This window comes from Variovorax sp. MSC1_012 (genome assembly GCF_023667525.1).
Taxonomy (GTDB): domain Bacteria; phylum Pseudomonadota; class Gammaproteobacteria; order Burkholderiales; family Burkholderiaceae_C; genus Variovorax; species Variovorax beijingensis_B.
On sequence record NZ_CM174443.1, the window covers coordinates 3628927 to 3644349 of the forward strand.

The following is a 15423-nucleotide window of genomic DNA, read 5'->3' on the forward strand; positions in this document are numbered from 1 at the left end:
ATGAGCAAGCACGACCGCAACCAAGATCGGGAAGAACTGATAGCGCGCAGCATCGCCTTTCTCGGCGAAGTGAAGGACATGACCGCGGGCACAGACGTCGAGCGCTGGCTGAACCAGACCCATGGCCCAGGCAGCGAGGTGTACGAACAGCTCGCGCGCCTGGTGAAGGCCGGCGTGCGCGACGGCTGGGCCGCCAACGTCGAGATCACCGGACCGCACTACCGGCGCAGCCGCCTCGTGGAGCCGTCGGAGCGCACGCACTGGTTCAGCATCACGGCCGTGTACATGGACAGCACGGCCAACACGCAGGGCAACCCGGGCAACACCTTTCGCGGGCAGTACCACGCGCATCCCTATGGCGAGCTGAACATGGTGGTCCCCCTCAACGCCGGCGCAGCGCTGGCAGGGCCCAACGGCTGGTGCGAAGCGGGCTGGACGGCGCCCGGCCCGGGCAGCCACCACTACCCGGAAGCCCGCGGCGGCGCGGTCATCGCCTTGTTCTACCTGCCTGCCGGGCGCATTGCATACCACGCGCCACCGGTCGAAGCGCAGGCCGAGGAGCGGCCATGACGCAGGGCGACATCGCGCACACCACGCGCGTGGTCGACGGTGTACTGCGGGGGCGGCGCAGCCTGCGCGCCTACAAGCCGGACCCCGTTCCGCGTTCCCTGCTGGAAGAGATCCTGGACGTGGCATCGAGCGCGCCCAGCAATTCCAATACCCAGCCATGGCAGGTGCACGCCGTCGCCGGTGCGCACCTGGCAGCACTGGGCGCCGCGTTGGTGAGCGCCTGCCGCGAGAACACGCTTCCGCCATCCCCGCACTTCCCCGACCCATTGCCCGACGAATACGCCCAGCGGCAGCGCGATTTCGGCGCGATCTACTACCAGACGCTCGGCGTTGACGTCGCCGACATGCCGAGCCGCATCCGGCAGACCGAAAAGAACTTCGTGTTCTTCGGCGCGCCGGTCGGCCTGATCTTCACCATCGACCGGCGCCTGGCGCCCCACAGCTGGCTCGACCTGGGCCTATTTGTCCAGAACGTGATGATCGCCGCCGCAGCGCGCGGCCTGGGCACCTGTCCGCAGGTGTCGTTCGCGCGGTTCCATCCGGTCATCGCACAGCACCTGGCCTTCACGGAGCACGAGCTGACGGTGTGCGGCATGTCGCTGGGCTACCCCGATCGCGATGTGCCTGTCAATCAGGTGGCCACGCCGCGTCGGGCCGTGCATGAGTTCGTCAGTTTCCAGCACTTCGCGGATCCATGAACGCGCCCAGAACGGCGGCCGAGCGCAGCGTTCGTCGGGCATACGCACATCGGAGACTGGTGCTTGGCATGGTGCCTGTGGCGCTCCGCGGATTGATATCGCCAACCGCCGGACCCTTGCAATTGTCCGCTGGCGTGCACTCAAGGTCGCGGCGGTGACCGACCGCAACGGTTAAGGGTTGTCCAACACCTGCCCTCATGCCGTCGTCGCGCGCGGGTTCGTGGTCTCACACGGGCAGGTGTCGGACAACCCTCAACCAGACCGGTCGTAGCCACTGGATCTCCGACTGCCCGGTAGAAGTCAACCAGCCAAGACGTGGACAGGTTCCAATATTGAAATCAGCTGGTTCGGGAGTCGTCCGAGTACCCCTCCGGATCGTCGATCCAGCGCTGAAGTGCCCCACGCGGCCATCCACAGGCGCGTCCGCCCAAATGCACAGGAGGAGGAAACTTGCCTCCAGCAATCCTGCGATACAAGGTGGCGCGGCTCAGTGCGGTGATGCGTATCACGTCGGCCATGCGAAAAAACGCGGGGCCTGTCGCACTCGACATCTCAACATGGCGGTGATTGGCGTGGGGTTCAAATTGCATGACAACTCCTTGAAGTTGGGTCGAGCCCTCAAGTAGCGGCTTGCGTACCGACGGTGAATTTCTGACTTGAAGACCCCCGGCAAAAGCAGAACCGGCACCGGAACCAGAGCAGCGCGGCCATCGGACCCCGGCAATTGCGGCCTAACCCAGCGCCCCCTAGACCCGTCTTTCGCATGGATTTTTTTGCGCCGAGCGTGCGACGACTCACAGCTTCTGACAACTAGCAGTTTTGACAGGAGGCAACGCCCTGCCCGGGCACCTTCACTACCACGCACAGACGACCACACCGTCACGGTATCAATGCGGCGACCCCGCAGAAGGTCGCTGGAACGAGGACGACTCAACCATCATCGGACACGTGGCCCAAACGAGTTGGCATCCGCGCGCTCCGGCGATCGACTTCTCTCTGTCTCCCTCCACCGATCCGCGATTCGCTGCGCATCAGTCTGCACAGCCGGCATGCGCGCGACGAAGCGCTCCACCCGGTCGGCCAACTCGGCCTGGCCCCGCCTTCGAAGCGCATCCGCAATGGCGTGCCAGTCCCCCACCACCTCCTGCCGCGTGCGCTGCATGGTCTCTTTGCCGGCATCCAGGGTGCCTCGCTTTGTCTGTAAGGCCTGGAGCACGCTGTCCAGCTTGGCGCGCATGAAGGTCGAAGTCTTCGGCGGCCGATGCCTGGTCCGGTCGCTCGGGGGCAGTTGCCCGAATGCCCAAAGCGCGCGGAGCCGGTGATGGATTGCATCCCTGTACGGCTTGCGGATCTGCCCTCGCAGTTGACGCGGCGTGGCATTGGCCGCCACGCCCTGCTCCCGCATCAGTGCGGCAAACTGCTCGCGCCATTGCCGCAATGTCTCCTTACGGATGTAGAGACGCTTGCCAGGCTCGAACTCGTGCTCGCACTTGACCACCAGATGCACATGCGGGTGCGGCTGATCGGTGTGCAGCACCATGGCGTAGCGATATTGCAGCGCGAAGTTCTCGCGCGCAAAGTCGCGGGCGGCAGCCCGTACTTTTTCCGGTGGCGTGCCGGCGGGCATGGACAGGACGATGTTGTGCACGAGCTTCGCACGCGTGTCTTTCTGCCCCAGCGCGGGTCTCGGCTTGTACTGGCTTCTGCAAAGCGCCAGCTGCCAGTCGGCCGTGATCTCCTTGGCGGCACCCCGGCCCTGCGGCGCCAGTCCCTCGTCGGTTTCCAATTCCAGCTTGCCGTGCCGGCCGATGTAGCGCAGATGGGCCTCGACGCCGCCGACGTCCCGTGCGCCGCCGGAGACCTTCACCATCACCTCGGGCGTGCGCCCCACCGTGCGCTGGATCTGCGCGATCTGGTCGGCGCCGAGGCGCAGCGTGCCGCCCGGCCCGCGCCGACCGTAGCTCACGATGTCCAGCGCCATGTCGCGCGGCGCACCGGCCGCGCCGCGGCCGCTTCGGCCGATGCGCGCCGTCTGTTCAGGCACGGGCACTCCCAGCGCCGGTCTCCCAGCTGAGGAGGTTGCGGCGCACGAGGGCGGCCGCGGCTTCGCGTGCCGCCTCGACTTCCCGCCGGACCCGCGCGATCGCTTCGCCGAGGTCCGATGTCGACTGAGACGGAGTGTTCGGCATGCCGAACATTCGAAGCTGCCGTCCCAGCGCGGCCAGCTGGGCATTGGTCACTTTGAGCTGGTCCAGTTCGTTCGGCGGCAGCACGGCCGCGTCACGCACATGGTTGTGGATCAGCAGGGCGAGGTAGCTGGCTGTCCTCATTCCACGGGAATGGGCGCGCCGCGCCGCCAACGCGCGATCGCCTGTGCGAAGCCGCAGCGTGACGCGATCCGCCAGGCCAACGCTGTCTTCCGTTTCGCGTAGGGAGCGCTGACCACCCGAGCCCAGCGAGATGTCGCCGTGGGTCTTGAGCACCTCGTCGACCATCTTCGCAAGCAGGCTCGACGCATTGAGATGATGCCGCGCGGCCAGCGCGGCGAACCGCGCCCTGGTATCGGGCGGCACCCGGGTGGATATCACGCGGCTCGAAAGAGAGGTCTGGGTCATTGCAACGCCGTGGCAGTAAACAATGTCTGACGTCAGTCTATCCTGCCCTCATAGACGCACAAGGACTTTGCCCTCGGAATTCCAGCGTCGAACTCACCTCGCCGTTTCGCGGCTCCGGAGCGTTGCCGTCGATCGACAGCTCGAAGACCACCATCAATGTTCGGCATGCCGAACATCGATGGAGCGAACTAGCACGGTCCAGCGGCAGCGAATTCACGAGCAAACATCCAACTCAGCCTGCCCTCATAGCCGCATAAGGACTTTGCCCTCGAAGTTTCGACGTCGTCCTGCGCTCGCCGCGTCCCGGCCACCGAAACCGAAAATTCATTCCGCTCGCAGAGCGAGCCCACACGGCCGCCGCGTTTGCTCACGGCTCCATCAAGCAGAAGACCTCCGCTGTTGCTACCGTTCGAGACCTTCTCGGTGTTCGGCATGCCGAACACCGAGAAAAAGCGATGGGCGGAGAGGTGAATTCGGCACGTAGCGAATTCGCAGGGGAAACCATCGAATGGGCATCCGCGTCGCCCGTGCAGCGCGGCAGGGCCGCCAAGAACAGCCTACTCTCGCAGCGTGAACACCACCGACAGGTAAGAGACCGGCTGGGTCTGAATGGCCTCGATCCCATGGAGTGCGGTTGCATCGAACAGCAACGAGTCCCCTGCCCTCACCTCCGCCGTCCTGCCGCCATAGCGGTAGCTGACCTCCCCGGACAGGAAGTACAGGAACTTGAGGCCCGGGTGCTGGAAGGTCACGTAGGGATCGGCACCGGGCAGCAACGTGACCAGGTAGGGCTCGACGAACAGGTTGCCCGACAGCAGGTGACCCAGCAGCTCGTAGCGGTAGTCCGCCACCGCGCCGATGCGATCGACCAAGACACCATGTCCTGCACGCACATGGCAGAAGTCCGTGCGCCGAGCCTGGTCGCTGAAGAAGCGCGACGCCGGCACACCCAGACCATTCGCCAGGCGCTCCAAGGTCTCCACCGAAGGCGAGACCAGACCGCGCTCGATGCGAGAAAGCATCGAAGCAGAAATCCCCGAGGTCTTGGCCAGTTCGCCGCCGGACACCTCGGCCGCCATGCGAAGCGCCCTCACCTGCGCGCCGATGCGAGCCGCGGACAGGCTTCGCACGACAGGGGCAGATTGCCTCGGGCGGACACGCGTCACCGAAACCGGCAACCGCAGGGGTCGGGCCGTTGGCAGAGGCGAAGCGATCTGTCGACGCATCATTTGAATCTCCACTCCGCTCCGGATAGTTGAGCTGACGAAGAAAGAAGCTTGGTCGAAACAAAACACACTTTGCGTTTTGTTTTCGGCTAGTTTGCCAGAATCCGCCTCATAACCAAACTGATAGTTTGTGTACTCTTAGTGTTGGAGATTGAAAACTTGGGCACATGCCCCGAGTAGTTGCAAACAAGCCCCAGCCACTGGACTCCGCGTCCAGCAGAGAGCTGAAGCGTCTGCAACAAGCATTTGGCGAGCATCTGCGCGCCCTACGGCACGACCGCCTCATCACGATCGAGCAACTTTCGGAGTTGGCCGGCTTGCACCCCAACTACGTGGGTTCTGTTGAACGCGGCGAGCGCAACTTGTCTCTCTTCAACATTTGGAGGCTGGCCGGCGGCCTGGAGGTCTCGGTATCTCAACTTGTGGAAACGCTGCCCGCGCGGGTGGTCAAACGTGTCCGCCGAGCCGGCTAACAGCCCCAGTCACACTCAGAAAAAGAATTCGTCGAGCCGAGTAATCCTCCGACGATCGACAGACGGCGCAGGCATCTAGTGACCGGCCTTCTCATCCGCCTGCTGTGAAGGTGCGCGCAGTGCAACCTTCAAGCCATTTGCAGCAGGGACCAGAAGGTATCTGCCACTCAAATTGCCAGAGATTGCAACATAGCCCGTTGTCCCAGCTGGCCTCTAGTTTTCCAACAAACGATTCCCCGTTCGCCCCGCCGGAGAGGGGCCGTCGTAGATTCGGAGCTTGCTTTTTTATTAAGCAAAGTGGTGCGCAATCGCCCATCATCCGGCCTTGGCCTGCCGGAAGAATTTGGAGCGCCACGATGAAATCTTTTCCTTCTCCAACGTAGAGCCCGAAATCTCGCCCGCCAGAGCGCGTAGCGGCAGCAGCATGGCTAGCATAGAAAAGCGGGCGATCCGCAACACGGCTCGAAAGCGCCATCGCCTGCACGCCTTTCTTTTGACCTCCAAGACGCCTGCAGGCCTTGGTGATCCTGCCCCATATTTCAGGACGCAGGCTATTCGCAATATCGCGTCTGCTCGAACTGAGCTAGCCGTGTTGGCAGCGTGCCGGGGCGATCGGGGTGGGCTTGGCGACGACGCAGACTTCGGCGGCTTGCTCGTTCAGGGGCAGTGGAGCATCAAGGGCTGTGATCGGGGAACCCTGATGCGTCACGAAGTTGATGACGGCACTGTCCACGACATCGCCGCTACAGGCGATCCGGGCGACCTCGCGTTGGCGCTGTCGCTATCGGCGAGAACGCGCAGCGTGAGCGATGCGCCCGGCAAGGCTACGCTGGTAGCGCTCGGCGGCATCGCGCCGCGACTCGCTGCGCGCCGCGCGGGAGCAGACTCGGCCGCAATACCGCTGGCCGCGATCGCAGCGGCTGCACAGCAGCACCTGCGCATGGCAACGCGCACACACGAACAGGCGGGCAGGATGGTCGGCCAGGCGCGTCTCTCCTCCGGAGAAGCTCCCCCGAGGGCGCCCAAACTGCGCCGCGTCGCACTGGACGAGGATGTCCGGCAATGCAACACTGGCGCTGCATCCGCAGCTTCGGCTCGGTGTAGGGCATGGCGTTCGGTGCTAAAGCTTCCAGGCGATCAGGGCCGACGCCGTGCCCGCCTATGACTCGGGGTACGCCGTGGTTCTACACCACGTCCGCGTGTCCCGTCTGCCCCTCGCGGTCTGCTGGACTCAGCCCTTCCGAGCTCGCTCGCGCCTCATCGACGACACCACGATCGCCAACGCCTGAGCAGGCCGCCCTGCAGGGCGGCCTGCTCAGGCGTCTCTCGTGCATCAACCCATCAACGACAAACCGAGCTTCGGCACGTCTCGTCCAAAACCGCCGTCTGGCCGCCGAATAAGCGCGGTTCCTGACCGCCGTTCACAAGCCGCTATTGGGTAGCGCGATGCCGCCCGAATTCTCGGGGTGATTTCATCTTTATGCCGAGTGTGGATGCACTCCGTTTAAGTGCTCGAAGGCAGTGGCCATGCGTGCAGGCACTGAAGCGGCACCGGCGCGCGTGGTTCGTGTCTTCAGCGCCGCGCGTCTGCACCAGGCCCACCTGTTCGCCAACCGGCGTGCCAATCGCATGAAGGTCCTGGCGCACACGGCCATCAGGAGCTTGATCCCGTCGGCCAAGCTCAACGGGCACGCGCCGCACGCATACCTCAGCGATTCCTCGCGCGCCTGCCCACGCATCCGGCCAGTCGCGTCGGAGACTTGCGCCGCATCGCTGGCAGTCAACCGCAGTGCGCCAATCGATCGTCGTCAAGACGGGATCACCGCGCCCTTACGGAACAGAAGCGATAGCAATAGTCGTGTCACGCCGCGAAATTGGGCGCGCCTACGACGCCCACCAACACGCATCAAATGCCATTCTTAACTTGTTTTCTTTGGCGCGAGCAAATTTACTATCTCATTCAATTTTTGTTTTCCATATTTCCTCTGCAGCATATCCTTTGTCTGCTTGCTCAAGCCACTAAAGCTTTTTTTATAAGCCCGAGCAAAATATTTATCGACATCATTGAACATCATTGCTCGCCTCAAGATTCCGACCTTTGTCCCAGGGGAATCTATAGCCACTTCCGCCAAGAATTCGGGAGAAAATATCTTTCGCAAATCTTCGACATTCAAAAGCCCAAAACTCGTCAATTCTTCAAACATCGAAGCCAGCGAGGAGTTTTTTCCTTCAGACTGCACATTCTTACCGAATGGTAGAGAATTCAAAAACCGACTAACTACTTCTGGGTTCAATTCTTGAGAATCATTTACTTCAATTGGCTTCTTCTTAGTTTCTTGCCTTACATGCTCATCAAGATCTTTTGCGAGGGTCGAAAATTCGCGATCAACCAACTCTAAAGTACCTGCCAGCAAGTTCAGGCGGCGGCGCATAATCTGAGGAAGATCCCCAGAAAACTTATAGCTTCGATCATGTTCAATTTCTGCCCATGCGTGCTGAAGCACCGTCCTAATTTGAACCTCAAATTTCAGCCCCTTATATTGCGACAATTCCGGCAATTCGAGGCGTTTGCTTCCCAAATCGCATATATAATGCACAGATCTGTAGCCAATTTGATCCACCGCAAGCTCTTCGGATTTATCAACCCCCAATTCAGGGTGAGCTTGAAACGCCTTCTCCAAGAGCTGGCAAACCGTTGAAATTTCAGAGTCCAAATAAACGATTACCCTCACCCCCAAAAAATCGGTTAGATCCTTATATGACTCGTAGCTCTTTCGCGAGAACTTTTCCAAAATGCTTTCAAGAGTTTTTACACGAGCAGAAACCGCCAAATACGCAACGCGTTGCTCTTTTAGCAGGCTATTTATCGTGGCCGCGACGATGTCTGCCAAGGCTTTGAAGCGTGGCTCAGCGTCTCGATACCAAGAAGCCACTTCATCGATTGCAGGAATATTCGCGTTTGACATTATTGATAGCTATCCACAGCCGGACAAAGATGACGAAAGGTCCTGAGCATCCTCCACCTTGTACTTGAAGTCCGTTTGCCTGCAAGCCGACGCTAGATGCATTCAACACATCTGGCCATAGATAGACTTCGGCGACCTATAGTATTTGCAGCGCACTATATAGACCTCGATGAACTACTAGTGGTTCTCGGAAATTCAGCTGCGAATCCTTTTTTTCATACCTAAACACCGTGTTGTTTTTTTGGCTTGGTTGATTTCCAATCACACTGAAGTTAAAAAGCACGTTTAAAACGAACGAAACGTCTTTTTCCTTCAATATCCCTTTGGCTACTTGTCGGTCGTATGCCCTAGTAAAATCTTCGATTGAGAAGGTTTGCTTTCTTATTTCAGAGATAATTCCAAGCACCGCAGTTATGTCTGGGACAACGCTGTGTATCTCATCAATAATCTCCTTCCTTAGATGCGTCGAAAATGCCCGGCTCACCCTTTTGACGGTATTAGGGAAAATAACATCGCCTGTTCTAGTCTCTAGCGCGCAGGTCTGAATGTACTTTATGTAATCCCGCGGGCGCTGCTGAGTATTGCGAGCGATGTATTCAAAAATGGGTATTTTCCTATGATGAGCATGCCCCAAGTCCATTTCCTGTCGAGCAAAAACTCGAAACCACGCGGGGTCAAATCCAAAAATTTTTGTTGCGGACTCGTTTGAAGCCCTTGTTAGTCTAAATGCAAGCAGCCGCCGAATACGTTCTTTGTCCCATTCCAGCTCAATCTTAAAGTCATCCCATTTGGTCTTATCCGAGTCCATCAAAACGGCGTAAATGTCATCTCGAAGAAAGACTACCGGCAAGATGCTTGATCGTTGTTCCTTAAAGACTGATTTGACGTCCTGGACCGCTTTAAAAAGCCCGGTAATTAGATCCGTGTACTGCTGATAATGATCTGGGTCCGTCATGTTTTTATAGTCTTCGTCTAGCTCATCGAAAACCACGTAATACTTGAAGCTTCCTGCATTTTCAGCGATTACCTGTTCAAGTATATCTATACGCTCAATCCATGTTTGTGAAGAAGATGACTCTTCTTTAAGCGATAATTTTCCGCCACTACCAAAAATAGACAAAGAAAAGTCGCTTGCGGTCCAACGTGAGATCCATTTTTCCAGCGCCTTCAGCGGAGGGGGTGCATAAATTTTCTCTAAGACTTGGCGCGTAGCGAGATCCACAGCCTCATTCCGCACCATCATCTTGCAAACGAGGCCGTAGATAAGATATTTCCAAAAAGTAATGTATTGATTGGGATTCGTGTAAGAAGAATTTTCCAATTTATACAAACTGTTGAAGGGAAAGTTCTTGAAAGTCACCTTCTCCGTGAATGTGTCAAATTCTTTGACACGCAGCAAATGCTCCGCAATTGCGGTTTTCCCGGTGCCTTTGCGCCCAATTACATATGCAGCCGATCCTTTGGCGATATTCTTAAGTTCTTCGACATGATAAAAATAGCGCGCAGTATTTTCGGATTTGGCCTCCAATTTCCATTCCTTAATTTCATCCAGAATTCGCATATATAATCCCTGTAGGTCCGTTGAGATTAAAAATAAAGGCAGGGGAAGCGCGCTTCGTTACGCTTGCTAACGGCTTATGGTTGCACACTTTGCGGTGGAAGTGTGTGGACGAAACCCGCACAACGAGAGCCCGAAGGCCCTGCTTTTGTCGGCCGCGCTGTCAGTGCGCGCTAGGAAGAGATGCGTCCTATGTGGTTTGTACGTGCGACACGTTCAATGAAGTTCGAACCTGAGCAGGAACCTCACCACGGCATCTCGCTGCTCAACAACGAATCGACCTCGCGCAGCCAAGTCTCCGAGAACCGCGGATCCGCGCTACGCTGACCGGCGGCGGGGTCGCTTGCGGCTTGGTTCCGATCACGGGTGGCAAAGGCAGCGAACTGCTGGCGCATCACTCAGCATAGCCAGCAGCAGCACGGCCAGTTTCGTTTCATAAGCATCGACGTTTTCCTTTTGGCTTTGGCATGGCGGCCTGCCCTCATAGCCGCATAAGGACTTTGCCCTCGAAGTTTCGACGTCGTCCTGCGCTCGCCGCGTCCCGGCCACCGAAACCGAAAATTCATTCCGCTCGCAGAGCGAGCCCACACGGCCGCCGCGTTTGCTCACGGCTCCATCGTATGCGGTCAACTAACCACGCCCTTGTTGAGTGAATGATGAGCTGTGAGGCTACGTGTCCATGTAGAGCAACATGGACATGTAGAAATGACAGAGCAGTACGCAGAGTTGAGAAGCCGGTTGGTTTGTGGGACGCAAGAGTGACGGTCGCGGCGTCTACGACGAAGCTGCCAAGAAGGAATTGATCATTGCCTGCCTCAAGCCGGGAGTGTCGGTGGCACGCATGGCGATGGAGCACGGTGTCAACACAAACCTTCTGAGGACGTGGATCACGGCTTACCAGCGGCGAAGTGCCCAGGTGCCGACAGGTGACATCGCGCGAACGCACGATGCAGCATTCGTTGCTGTACACGTCGAGGGTGAGCAAGATCTGCCTCATCGCGAGTGTGCAGTGGCTGCGCCCGCGATGGCCCACGCACCTGCTACGGCAGTGGCGGTGATCCCGGATGACAGCCCCTTGGCAGCGGCACCGATCCCGATGGTCGGTTTGCAGGTGCGGCTGCCCAACGGCGTGCAGCTCGATCTGGGCGAGATGAGCTTGCAAGAATTGCCGACGCTGGTGCAGATGTTGAGCCGACTGCCATGTTCCGCTTCGACGAAGGGCTGAAGGTCTACCTGCACCGCGAGCCGGTGGACTTCCGGCTGAGCATCAACGGTCTGGCGGTGCTGGTGGAGCAGGCCCTGGGCCTGGACCCGTTCGCCTCGTGCGCCTACGTGTTCAGCAACCGCCGGCGCGACCGGGTGAAGATCCTGGGCTGGGAGCGCAACGGCTTCTGGCTGTTGCTCAAGCGCCTGGAGAAGGACAGGTTCATCTGGCCCTCGGCCGAGGCGGTTCCTACGCTGACCCCCGAGCAACTGCACTGGTTGCTCGAGGGCATCGACATCGCGGTGATGCAACGCCACTCCCGTCTGCGCTATTCCAGCGTGGCTTGAGGTTTGACGGAACAATGATGGGGCATGTCGATCCAAGCGGGCGTGTCGCCACCAGCCGCCCCTGCCACCATCACCGCTGAAGAACTCGCCGCGCTCATTGCCGAGCGCGATGCGCTGGCCGGCGCGTTGCGGGTAGCGACCACCGAGCGGGACCTCGCACTGGAGCGGTTGAAGGCGCTGCAGCGCCAGCTCTTCGCCGCCAAGAGCGAAGCCCGTGGCACCGATCAGAAGGACCTGTTCCTGAACGAGGCCGAGGCACTCGCGCCCACCGATCAGACGCCGCAGGCCGAGGTCGAAGACATCGACGAAGAGGAATCGACGCCGGTCGCCGGGCACCAGCGCAAGAAGCGTGGACGCAAGCCGCTGGACCCCGCGCTGCCGCGCGAGATCGTGCGCCACGAGCTGCCCGAGGCCGAGCGGGTGTGCGCCCATGACGGGCACGCGCTGGTGGAGATCGGCGCCGAGGTCAGCGAGCAGATGGATGTCATCCCCGAGCAGGTGCGTGTGCTGCAGCACCACCGCATCAAGTACGCCTGTCCGTGCTGCGACCAGAGCCTGAAGCTTGCACCGGCGTCGGCGCCGGCGCGCATCATCCCGCGAGGCCTCCTCACCGAAGAGGCCCAGGCCTGGGTCATCACCGGCAAGTACCAGTTCGGCATGCCGCTGTACCGCACGGCCGTATTGCTGCGCCGCTTCGGCGGCGACATCGCGAGCAACACGCTGGCTGCCGGCATCGTGCGCATCGGCCAGGCCGTGCAGCCGGTCATCAACCTGCTGCGCGATCACTTGCTGGACTCGGATCTGATCTATGGCGACGAGACCCACGTCCAGGTACTGAAGGAGCCTGGGCGCAAGGCACAGACGAAGAGTTTTATGTGGGCGCAAATGAACGGCACCGGCCCACCGGTACGGCTGTTCGCCTATGCGCCGGGGCGCGGCGCCGTGCACGCCGAGAAGCTGTATGCCGGCATCCGCCCAGGCACCACGCTCATCACCGACGGCTACGAGGTCTACAACGGCATCGCGAAGGCCGGCGGCCTCACGCATCTCGGGTGCTGGGTTCACGCGCGTAGGCCGTTCATCAAGGCCGAGGAAGCCACCCCGAAGGCGGCTCGCTCACCGGATCAGATCGCGACCCGATTCGTGCGGCTGATTGGCAAGCTGTACCGTGCGGAGGCCTTGGCCAGGGACTGGGCGCCCGCGCGCCGGCTGCGGCTGCGTTCGCGCTACAGCGCCGCGGTCGTGCGCGAGATCGAGCGACTGCTGCTGACGCACCTGCACAGTGTTGCACCGTCGAGCCTGCTGGGCGAGGCACTGCACTACCTGCACGGGCAGTGGCCCAAGCTCGTGCGGTTCCTGGACAACGGCGCTTGGCCGCTGGACTCCAACCCGGTGGAGAACGCGATCCGGCCCTTCGTGGTCGGCTCCATCAAGCAGAAGACCTCCGCTGTTGCTACCGTTCGAGACCTTCTCGGTGTTCGGCATGCCGAACACCGAGAAAAAGCGATGGGCGGAGAGGTGAATTCGGCACGTAGCGAATTCGCAGGGGAAACCATCGAATGGGCATCCGCGTCGCCCGTGCAGCGCGGCAGGGCCGCCAAGAACAGCCTACTCTCGCAGCGTGAACACCACCGACAGGTAAGAGACCGGCTGGGTCTGAATGGCCTCGATCCCATGGAGTGCGGTTGCATCGAACAGCAACGAGTCCCCTGCCCTCACCTCCGCCGTCCTGCCGCCATAGCGGTAGCTGACCTCCCCGGACAGGAAGTACAGGAACTTGAGGCCCGGGTGCTGGAAGGTCACGTAGGGATCGGCACCGGGCAGCAACGTGACCAGGTAGGGCTCGACGAACAGGTTGCCCGACAGCAGGTGACCCAGCAGCTCGTAGCGGTAGTCCGCCACCGCGCCGATGCGATCGACCAAGACACCATGTCCTGCACGCACATGGCAGAAGTCCGTGCGGCGCGCCTGATCGCCGAAGAAGCGCGACGTCGGCACACCCAAACCATTCGCCAGGCGCTCCAAGGTCTCCACCGAAGGCGAGACCAGACCGCGCTCGATGCGAGAAAGCATCGAAGCAGAAATCCCCGAGGTCTTGGCCAGTTCGCCGCCGGACACCTCGGCCGCCATGCGAAGCGCCCTCACCTGCGCGCCGATGCGAGCCGCGGACAGGCTTCGCACGACAGGGGCAGATTGCCTCGGGCGGACACGCGTCACCGAAACCGGCAACCGCAGAGGGCGAGCCGTTGGTAGAGGTGAGGCGACGTGTCTGCGAGTCATACAGCCACGAAGCTGCGCTTGAGCGCGAGAACCGGTCTGGAGGCGACGCAGTACATATGGAGGAAAGGCCGGTATGTGGAAGATCGTCCGTGGTGCGATCGTACACAAGGCGAGAGCATTTTGTCCATGCCAATTGCCTCGCCCAAACACGCGCTCGACCCAGCGCTGTTGGCGCTGGGTACTGCCATCAAGGCATTGCGCAAAGCGCACGGACTCTCGCAAGAAGAACTCGCGCATCGCAGTCACATCGATCGCTCTTACATGAGCAGTATCGAAAGAGGGATGCAAAACCCTGGCGTGATGACCGTTGTTCGGATCGCCGCAGGCATTGGCGTTTCCGTAACCGATTTAGCGGCCAAGGCGCGGCTCTAGACACCATGGTTGTCGGATTCCCTCGACCTCTGACCTAGGGGGGGTGCGGATAAAAATTGGACTGTTTCCATTTCGCGAGTCCGAGACTTCGTCGGTATTCGATGGGGCTGCGAGAGTCGAGGGAGATCAATCTTGCCTTTGGGTTCGAAGGCGCCGGGCGCCAAGGACACCTACAAGGACCACTGAACAAACCACTGCAAGCTGAACGGCCCGATGAACGTCGCCAGGCGCTCCACCTTCGCCAGGAGAGCGGTGATGCTGGACCTCTTGGGCAGCTGCGCCCACTGTTGAGTCCTCTCCATCCTTTGCGACCACGGGCTTGTGATACAGCACAAGATCACGCGCTAGGTGTCGCAGTGCCGTGCGACTCTCCTTGCTAGAAACCGACTTGGTCCACCAAGTCGTCGCCACATGCCAGAAGCTCGTTCCCACCACGCGTGCAAGCACGAGCAGCAAGAACATCGAACCGCCGAGCAGAACGAACTTCCACACGAAGTCTAGGCTAGCTTCATTGTTCAGAACATCAAACAATGATGGCCCCTCCGGGATGGACCGGATCGTCAGAGCGGTAAACAGCGTAATTGCGCCAAGCGTCACGGCGATCAACCTTGGCTTCGAATCACGATCGTAGACCGCCCTCCAGAAATGATCCGGTTCGCTTTCATTCAGCGCGCGAAACTCTTGGCGCATCTTCAGCAGATCGCTGATCTCCTTGGCCACAGCGAAGAATTCATCTGTTGGCCTGCCCAGCAGTTTCGACAACAGGAACGCGCGACACTCCTGTTCAGTCTTCATCACGACGGAGTGCTGCTCGCTGACTTCCGCGATCAATGCGGCGCTCTTCCTTTTCAAGATCCGCGAGGTGATCGCAAGAACGATCACTTCGATGACGAGGACGATTCCAAGCCAGATCCCGTACTGGATCCACTCACTCTTGCGAATCGCATCCCAAAGCGGCCACACAAGGCAAAGCGCTCCCAGAGCAACAAGCGCGGTCCAGAGCCAGAGCAACTTGTCGCCCTCAGTCCGATAAAGATGCCAGCCTTCGATTTGGCGGAAGTACGTCCTGGCGATCGAGTGGAACTCATTCATTCCCTGTCCTCCTTAATCACTG

Annotated in this window: 14 protein-coding genes and 1 pseudogene; 7 read left to right on the forward strand and 8 right to left on the reverse strand. The window is 60.0% G+C overall.

The window, feature by feature from the left end; all coding sequences use genetic code 11:
* A complete protein-coding gene (locus tag L1081_RS17090) occupies positions 1-570 on the forward strand; it encodes a 4-hydroxylaminobenzoate lyase (protein ID WP_489413246.1) in 570 nt (189 codons plus the stop codon).
* On the forward strand, positions 567-1268 hold the full coding sequence (locus L1081_RS17095) for a nitroreductase (RefSeq protein ID WP_489017691.1): 702 nt from the start codon (positions 567-569) through the stop codon (positions 1266-1268). The genes L1081_RS17090 and L1081_RS17095 overlap by 4 nt, the downstream gene beginning before the upstream one ends.
* A gap of 338 nt (positions 1269-1606) precedes the next feature.
* On the opposite strand, the gene L1081_RS17100 is transcribed toward L1081_RS17095, so the two are convergent.
* The 4 genes from L1081_RS17100 to L1081_RS17115 form a co-directional block, all read right to left on the reverse strand.
* The gene (locus tag L1081_RS17100) at positions 1607-1858 is read right to left on the reverse strand and encodes an AlpA family phage regulatory protein (RefSeq protein WP_489413247.1); all 252 of its coding nucleotides are present in this window, start codon (positions 1856-1858) and stop codon (positions 1607-1609) included.
* 347 nt (positions 1859-2205) lie between these two features.
* Positions 2206-3249, reverse strand: coding sequence for a relaxase/mobilization nuclease domain-containing protein (locus L1081_RS17105; protein ID WP_489416804.1), 1044 nt, complete (start codon positions 3247-3249; stop codon positions 2206-2208).
* A gap of 55 nt (positions 3250-3304) precedes the next feature.
* Positions 3305-3883, reverse strand: a complete 579-nt coding sequence (locus L1081_RS17110) for a hypothetical protein (RefSeq protein ID WP_489413248.1) — start codon at positions 3881-3883, stop codon at positions 3305-3307.
* Positions 3884-4440: 557 nt separating this feature from the next.
* Positions 4441-5013, reverse strand: coding sequence for a helix-turn-helix domain-containing protein (locus L1081_RS17115; RefSeq protein ID WP_145746441.1), 573 nt, complete (start codon positions 5011-5013; stop codon positions 4441-4443).
* A gap of 263 nt (positions 5014-5276) precedes the next feature.
* On the opposite strand from L1081_RS17115, the gene L1081_RS17120 reads away from it, so the two are divergent.
* On the forward strand, positions 5277-5582 hold the full coding sequence (locus L1081_RS17120; protein ID WP_489413249.1) for a helix-turn-helix domain-containing protein: 306 nt from the start codon (positions 5277-5279) through the stop codon (positions 5580-5582).
* A 1919-nt stretch (positions 5583-7501) separates the two neighbouring features.
* On the opposite strand, the gene L1081_RS17125 is transcribed toward L1081_RS17120, so the two are convergent.
* Both L1081_RS17125 and L1081_RS17130 read right to left on the reverse strand, forming a co-directional pair.
* On the reverse strand, positions 7502-8548 hold the full coding sequence (locus L1081_RS17125; protein WP_489413250.1) for a RelA/SpoT-related domain-containing protein: 1047 nt from the start codon (positions 8546-8548) through the stop codon (positions 7502-7504).
* A gap of 136 nt (positions 8549-8684) precedes the next feature.
* The gene (locus L1081_RS17130; protein ID WP_489413251.1) at positions 8685-10109 is read right to left on the reverse strand and encodes a P-loop ATPase, Sll1717 family; all 1425 of its coding nucleotides are present in this window, start codon (positions 10107-10109) and stop codon (positions 8685-8687) included.
* Positions 10110-10851: 742 nt separating this feature from the next.
* On the opposite strand from L1081_RS17130, the gene L1081_RS17135 reads away from it, so the two are divergent.
* From L1081_RS17135 to tnpC, 3 genes and pseudogenes are all read left to right on the forward strand, one after another.
* Positions 10852-11331, forward strand: coding sequence for a transposase (locus L1081_RS17135; protein WP_489413252.1), 480 nt, complete (start codon positions 10852-10854; stop codon positions 11329-11331).
* A complete protein-coding gene (gene tnpB, locus L1081_RS17140; protein WP_489413253.1) occupies positions 11307-11657 on the forward strand; it encodes an IS66 family insertion sequence element accessory protein TnpB in 351 nt (116 codons plus the stop codon). Before L1081_RS17135 ends, tnpB begins: the two co-directional genes overlap by 25 nt.
* A gap of 24 nt (positions 11658-11681) precedes the next feature.
* Positions 11682-13082: pseudogene (tnpC, locus tag L1081_RS17145) on the forward strand (IS66 family transposase); the annotation flags it as partial.
* A gap of 183 nt (positions 13083-13265) precedes the next feature.
* Here tnpC and L1081_RS17150 read toward each other — a convergent pair.
* Positions 13266-13787 (reverse strand): cupin domain-containing protein, encoded by a 522-nt coding sequence (locus L1081_RS17150; RefSeq protein ID WP_489416805.1) that lies wholly within the window; start codon positions 13785-13787, stop codon positions 13266-13268.
* A gap of 276 nt (positions 13788-14063) precedes the next feature.
* Here L1081_RS17150 and relB point away from each other — a divergent pair, with 276 nt between their 5' ends.
* Complete coding sequence (gene relB / locus L1081_RS17155) at positions 14064-14309, forward strand: type II toxin-antitoxin system RelB family anti-toxin (RefSeq protein WP_489416806.1); 246 nt, start codon at positions 14064-14066, stop codon at positions 14307-14309.
* A gap of 126 nt (positions 14310-14435) precedes the next feature.
* Here relB and L1081_RS17160 read toward each other — a convergent pair whose 3' ends face one another.
* Complete coding sequence (locus tag L1081_RS17160) at positions 14436-15401, reverse strand: hypothetical protein (protein ID WP_489413254.1); 966 nt, start codon at positions 15399-15401, stop codon at positions 14436-14438.
* Positions 15402-15423 lie beyond the last annotated feature (22 nt).

Coding starts and splice junctions, on each gene's coding strand:
- L1081_RS17110 (WP_489413248.1), bottom strand. CDS start 3,883: ATGACCCAGACCTCTCTTTCGAGCCGCGTGATATCCACCCGGGTGCCG.
- relB (WP_489416806.1), top strand. CDS start 14,064: ATGCCAATTGCCTCGCCCAAACACGCGCTCGACCCAGCGCTGTTGGCG.
- L1081_RS17090 (WP_489413246.1), top strand. CDS start 1: ATGAGCAAGCACGACCGCAACCAAGATCGGGAAGAACTGATAGCGCGC.
- L1081_RS17150 (WP_489416805.1), bottom strand. CDS start 13,787: ATGGCGGCCGAGGTGTCCGGCGGCGAACTGGCCAAGACCTCGGGGATT.
- L1081_RS17095 (WP_489017691.1), top strand. CDS start 567: ATGACGCAGGGCGACATCGCGCACACCACGCGCGTGGTCGACGGTGTA.
- L1081_RS17130 (WP_489413251.1), bottom strand. CDS start 10,109: ATGCGAATTCTGGATGAAATTAAGGAATGGAAATTGGAGGCCAAATCC.
- L1081_RS17125 (WP_489413250.1), bottom strand. CDS start 8,548: ATGTCAAACGCGAATATTCCTGCAATCGATGAAGTGGCTTCTTGGTAT.
- L1081_RS17105 (WP_489416804.1), bottom strand. CDS start 3,249: ATGGCGCTGGACATCGTGAGCTACGGTCGGCGCGGGCCGGGCGGCACG.
- L1081_RS17120 (WP_489413249.1), top strand. CDS start 5,277: ATGCCCCGAGTAGTTGCAAACAAGCCCCAGCCACTGGACTCCGCGTCC.
- L1081_RS17160 (WP_489413254.1), bottom strand. CDS start 15,401: ATGAATGAGTTCCACTCGATCGCCAGGACGTACTTCCGCCAAATCGAA.
- L1081_RS17100 (WP_489413247.1), bottom strand. CDS start 1,858: ATGCAATTTGAACCCCACGCCAATCACCGCCATGTTGAGATGTCGAGT.
- tnpB (WP_489413253.1), top strand. CDS start 11,307: ATGTTCCGCTTCGACGAAGGGCTGAAGGTCTACCTGCACCGCGAGCCG.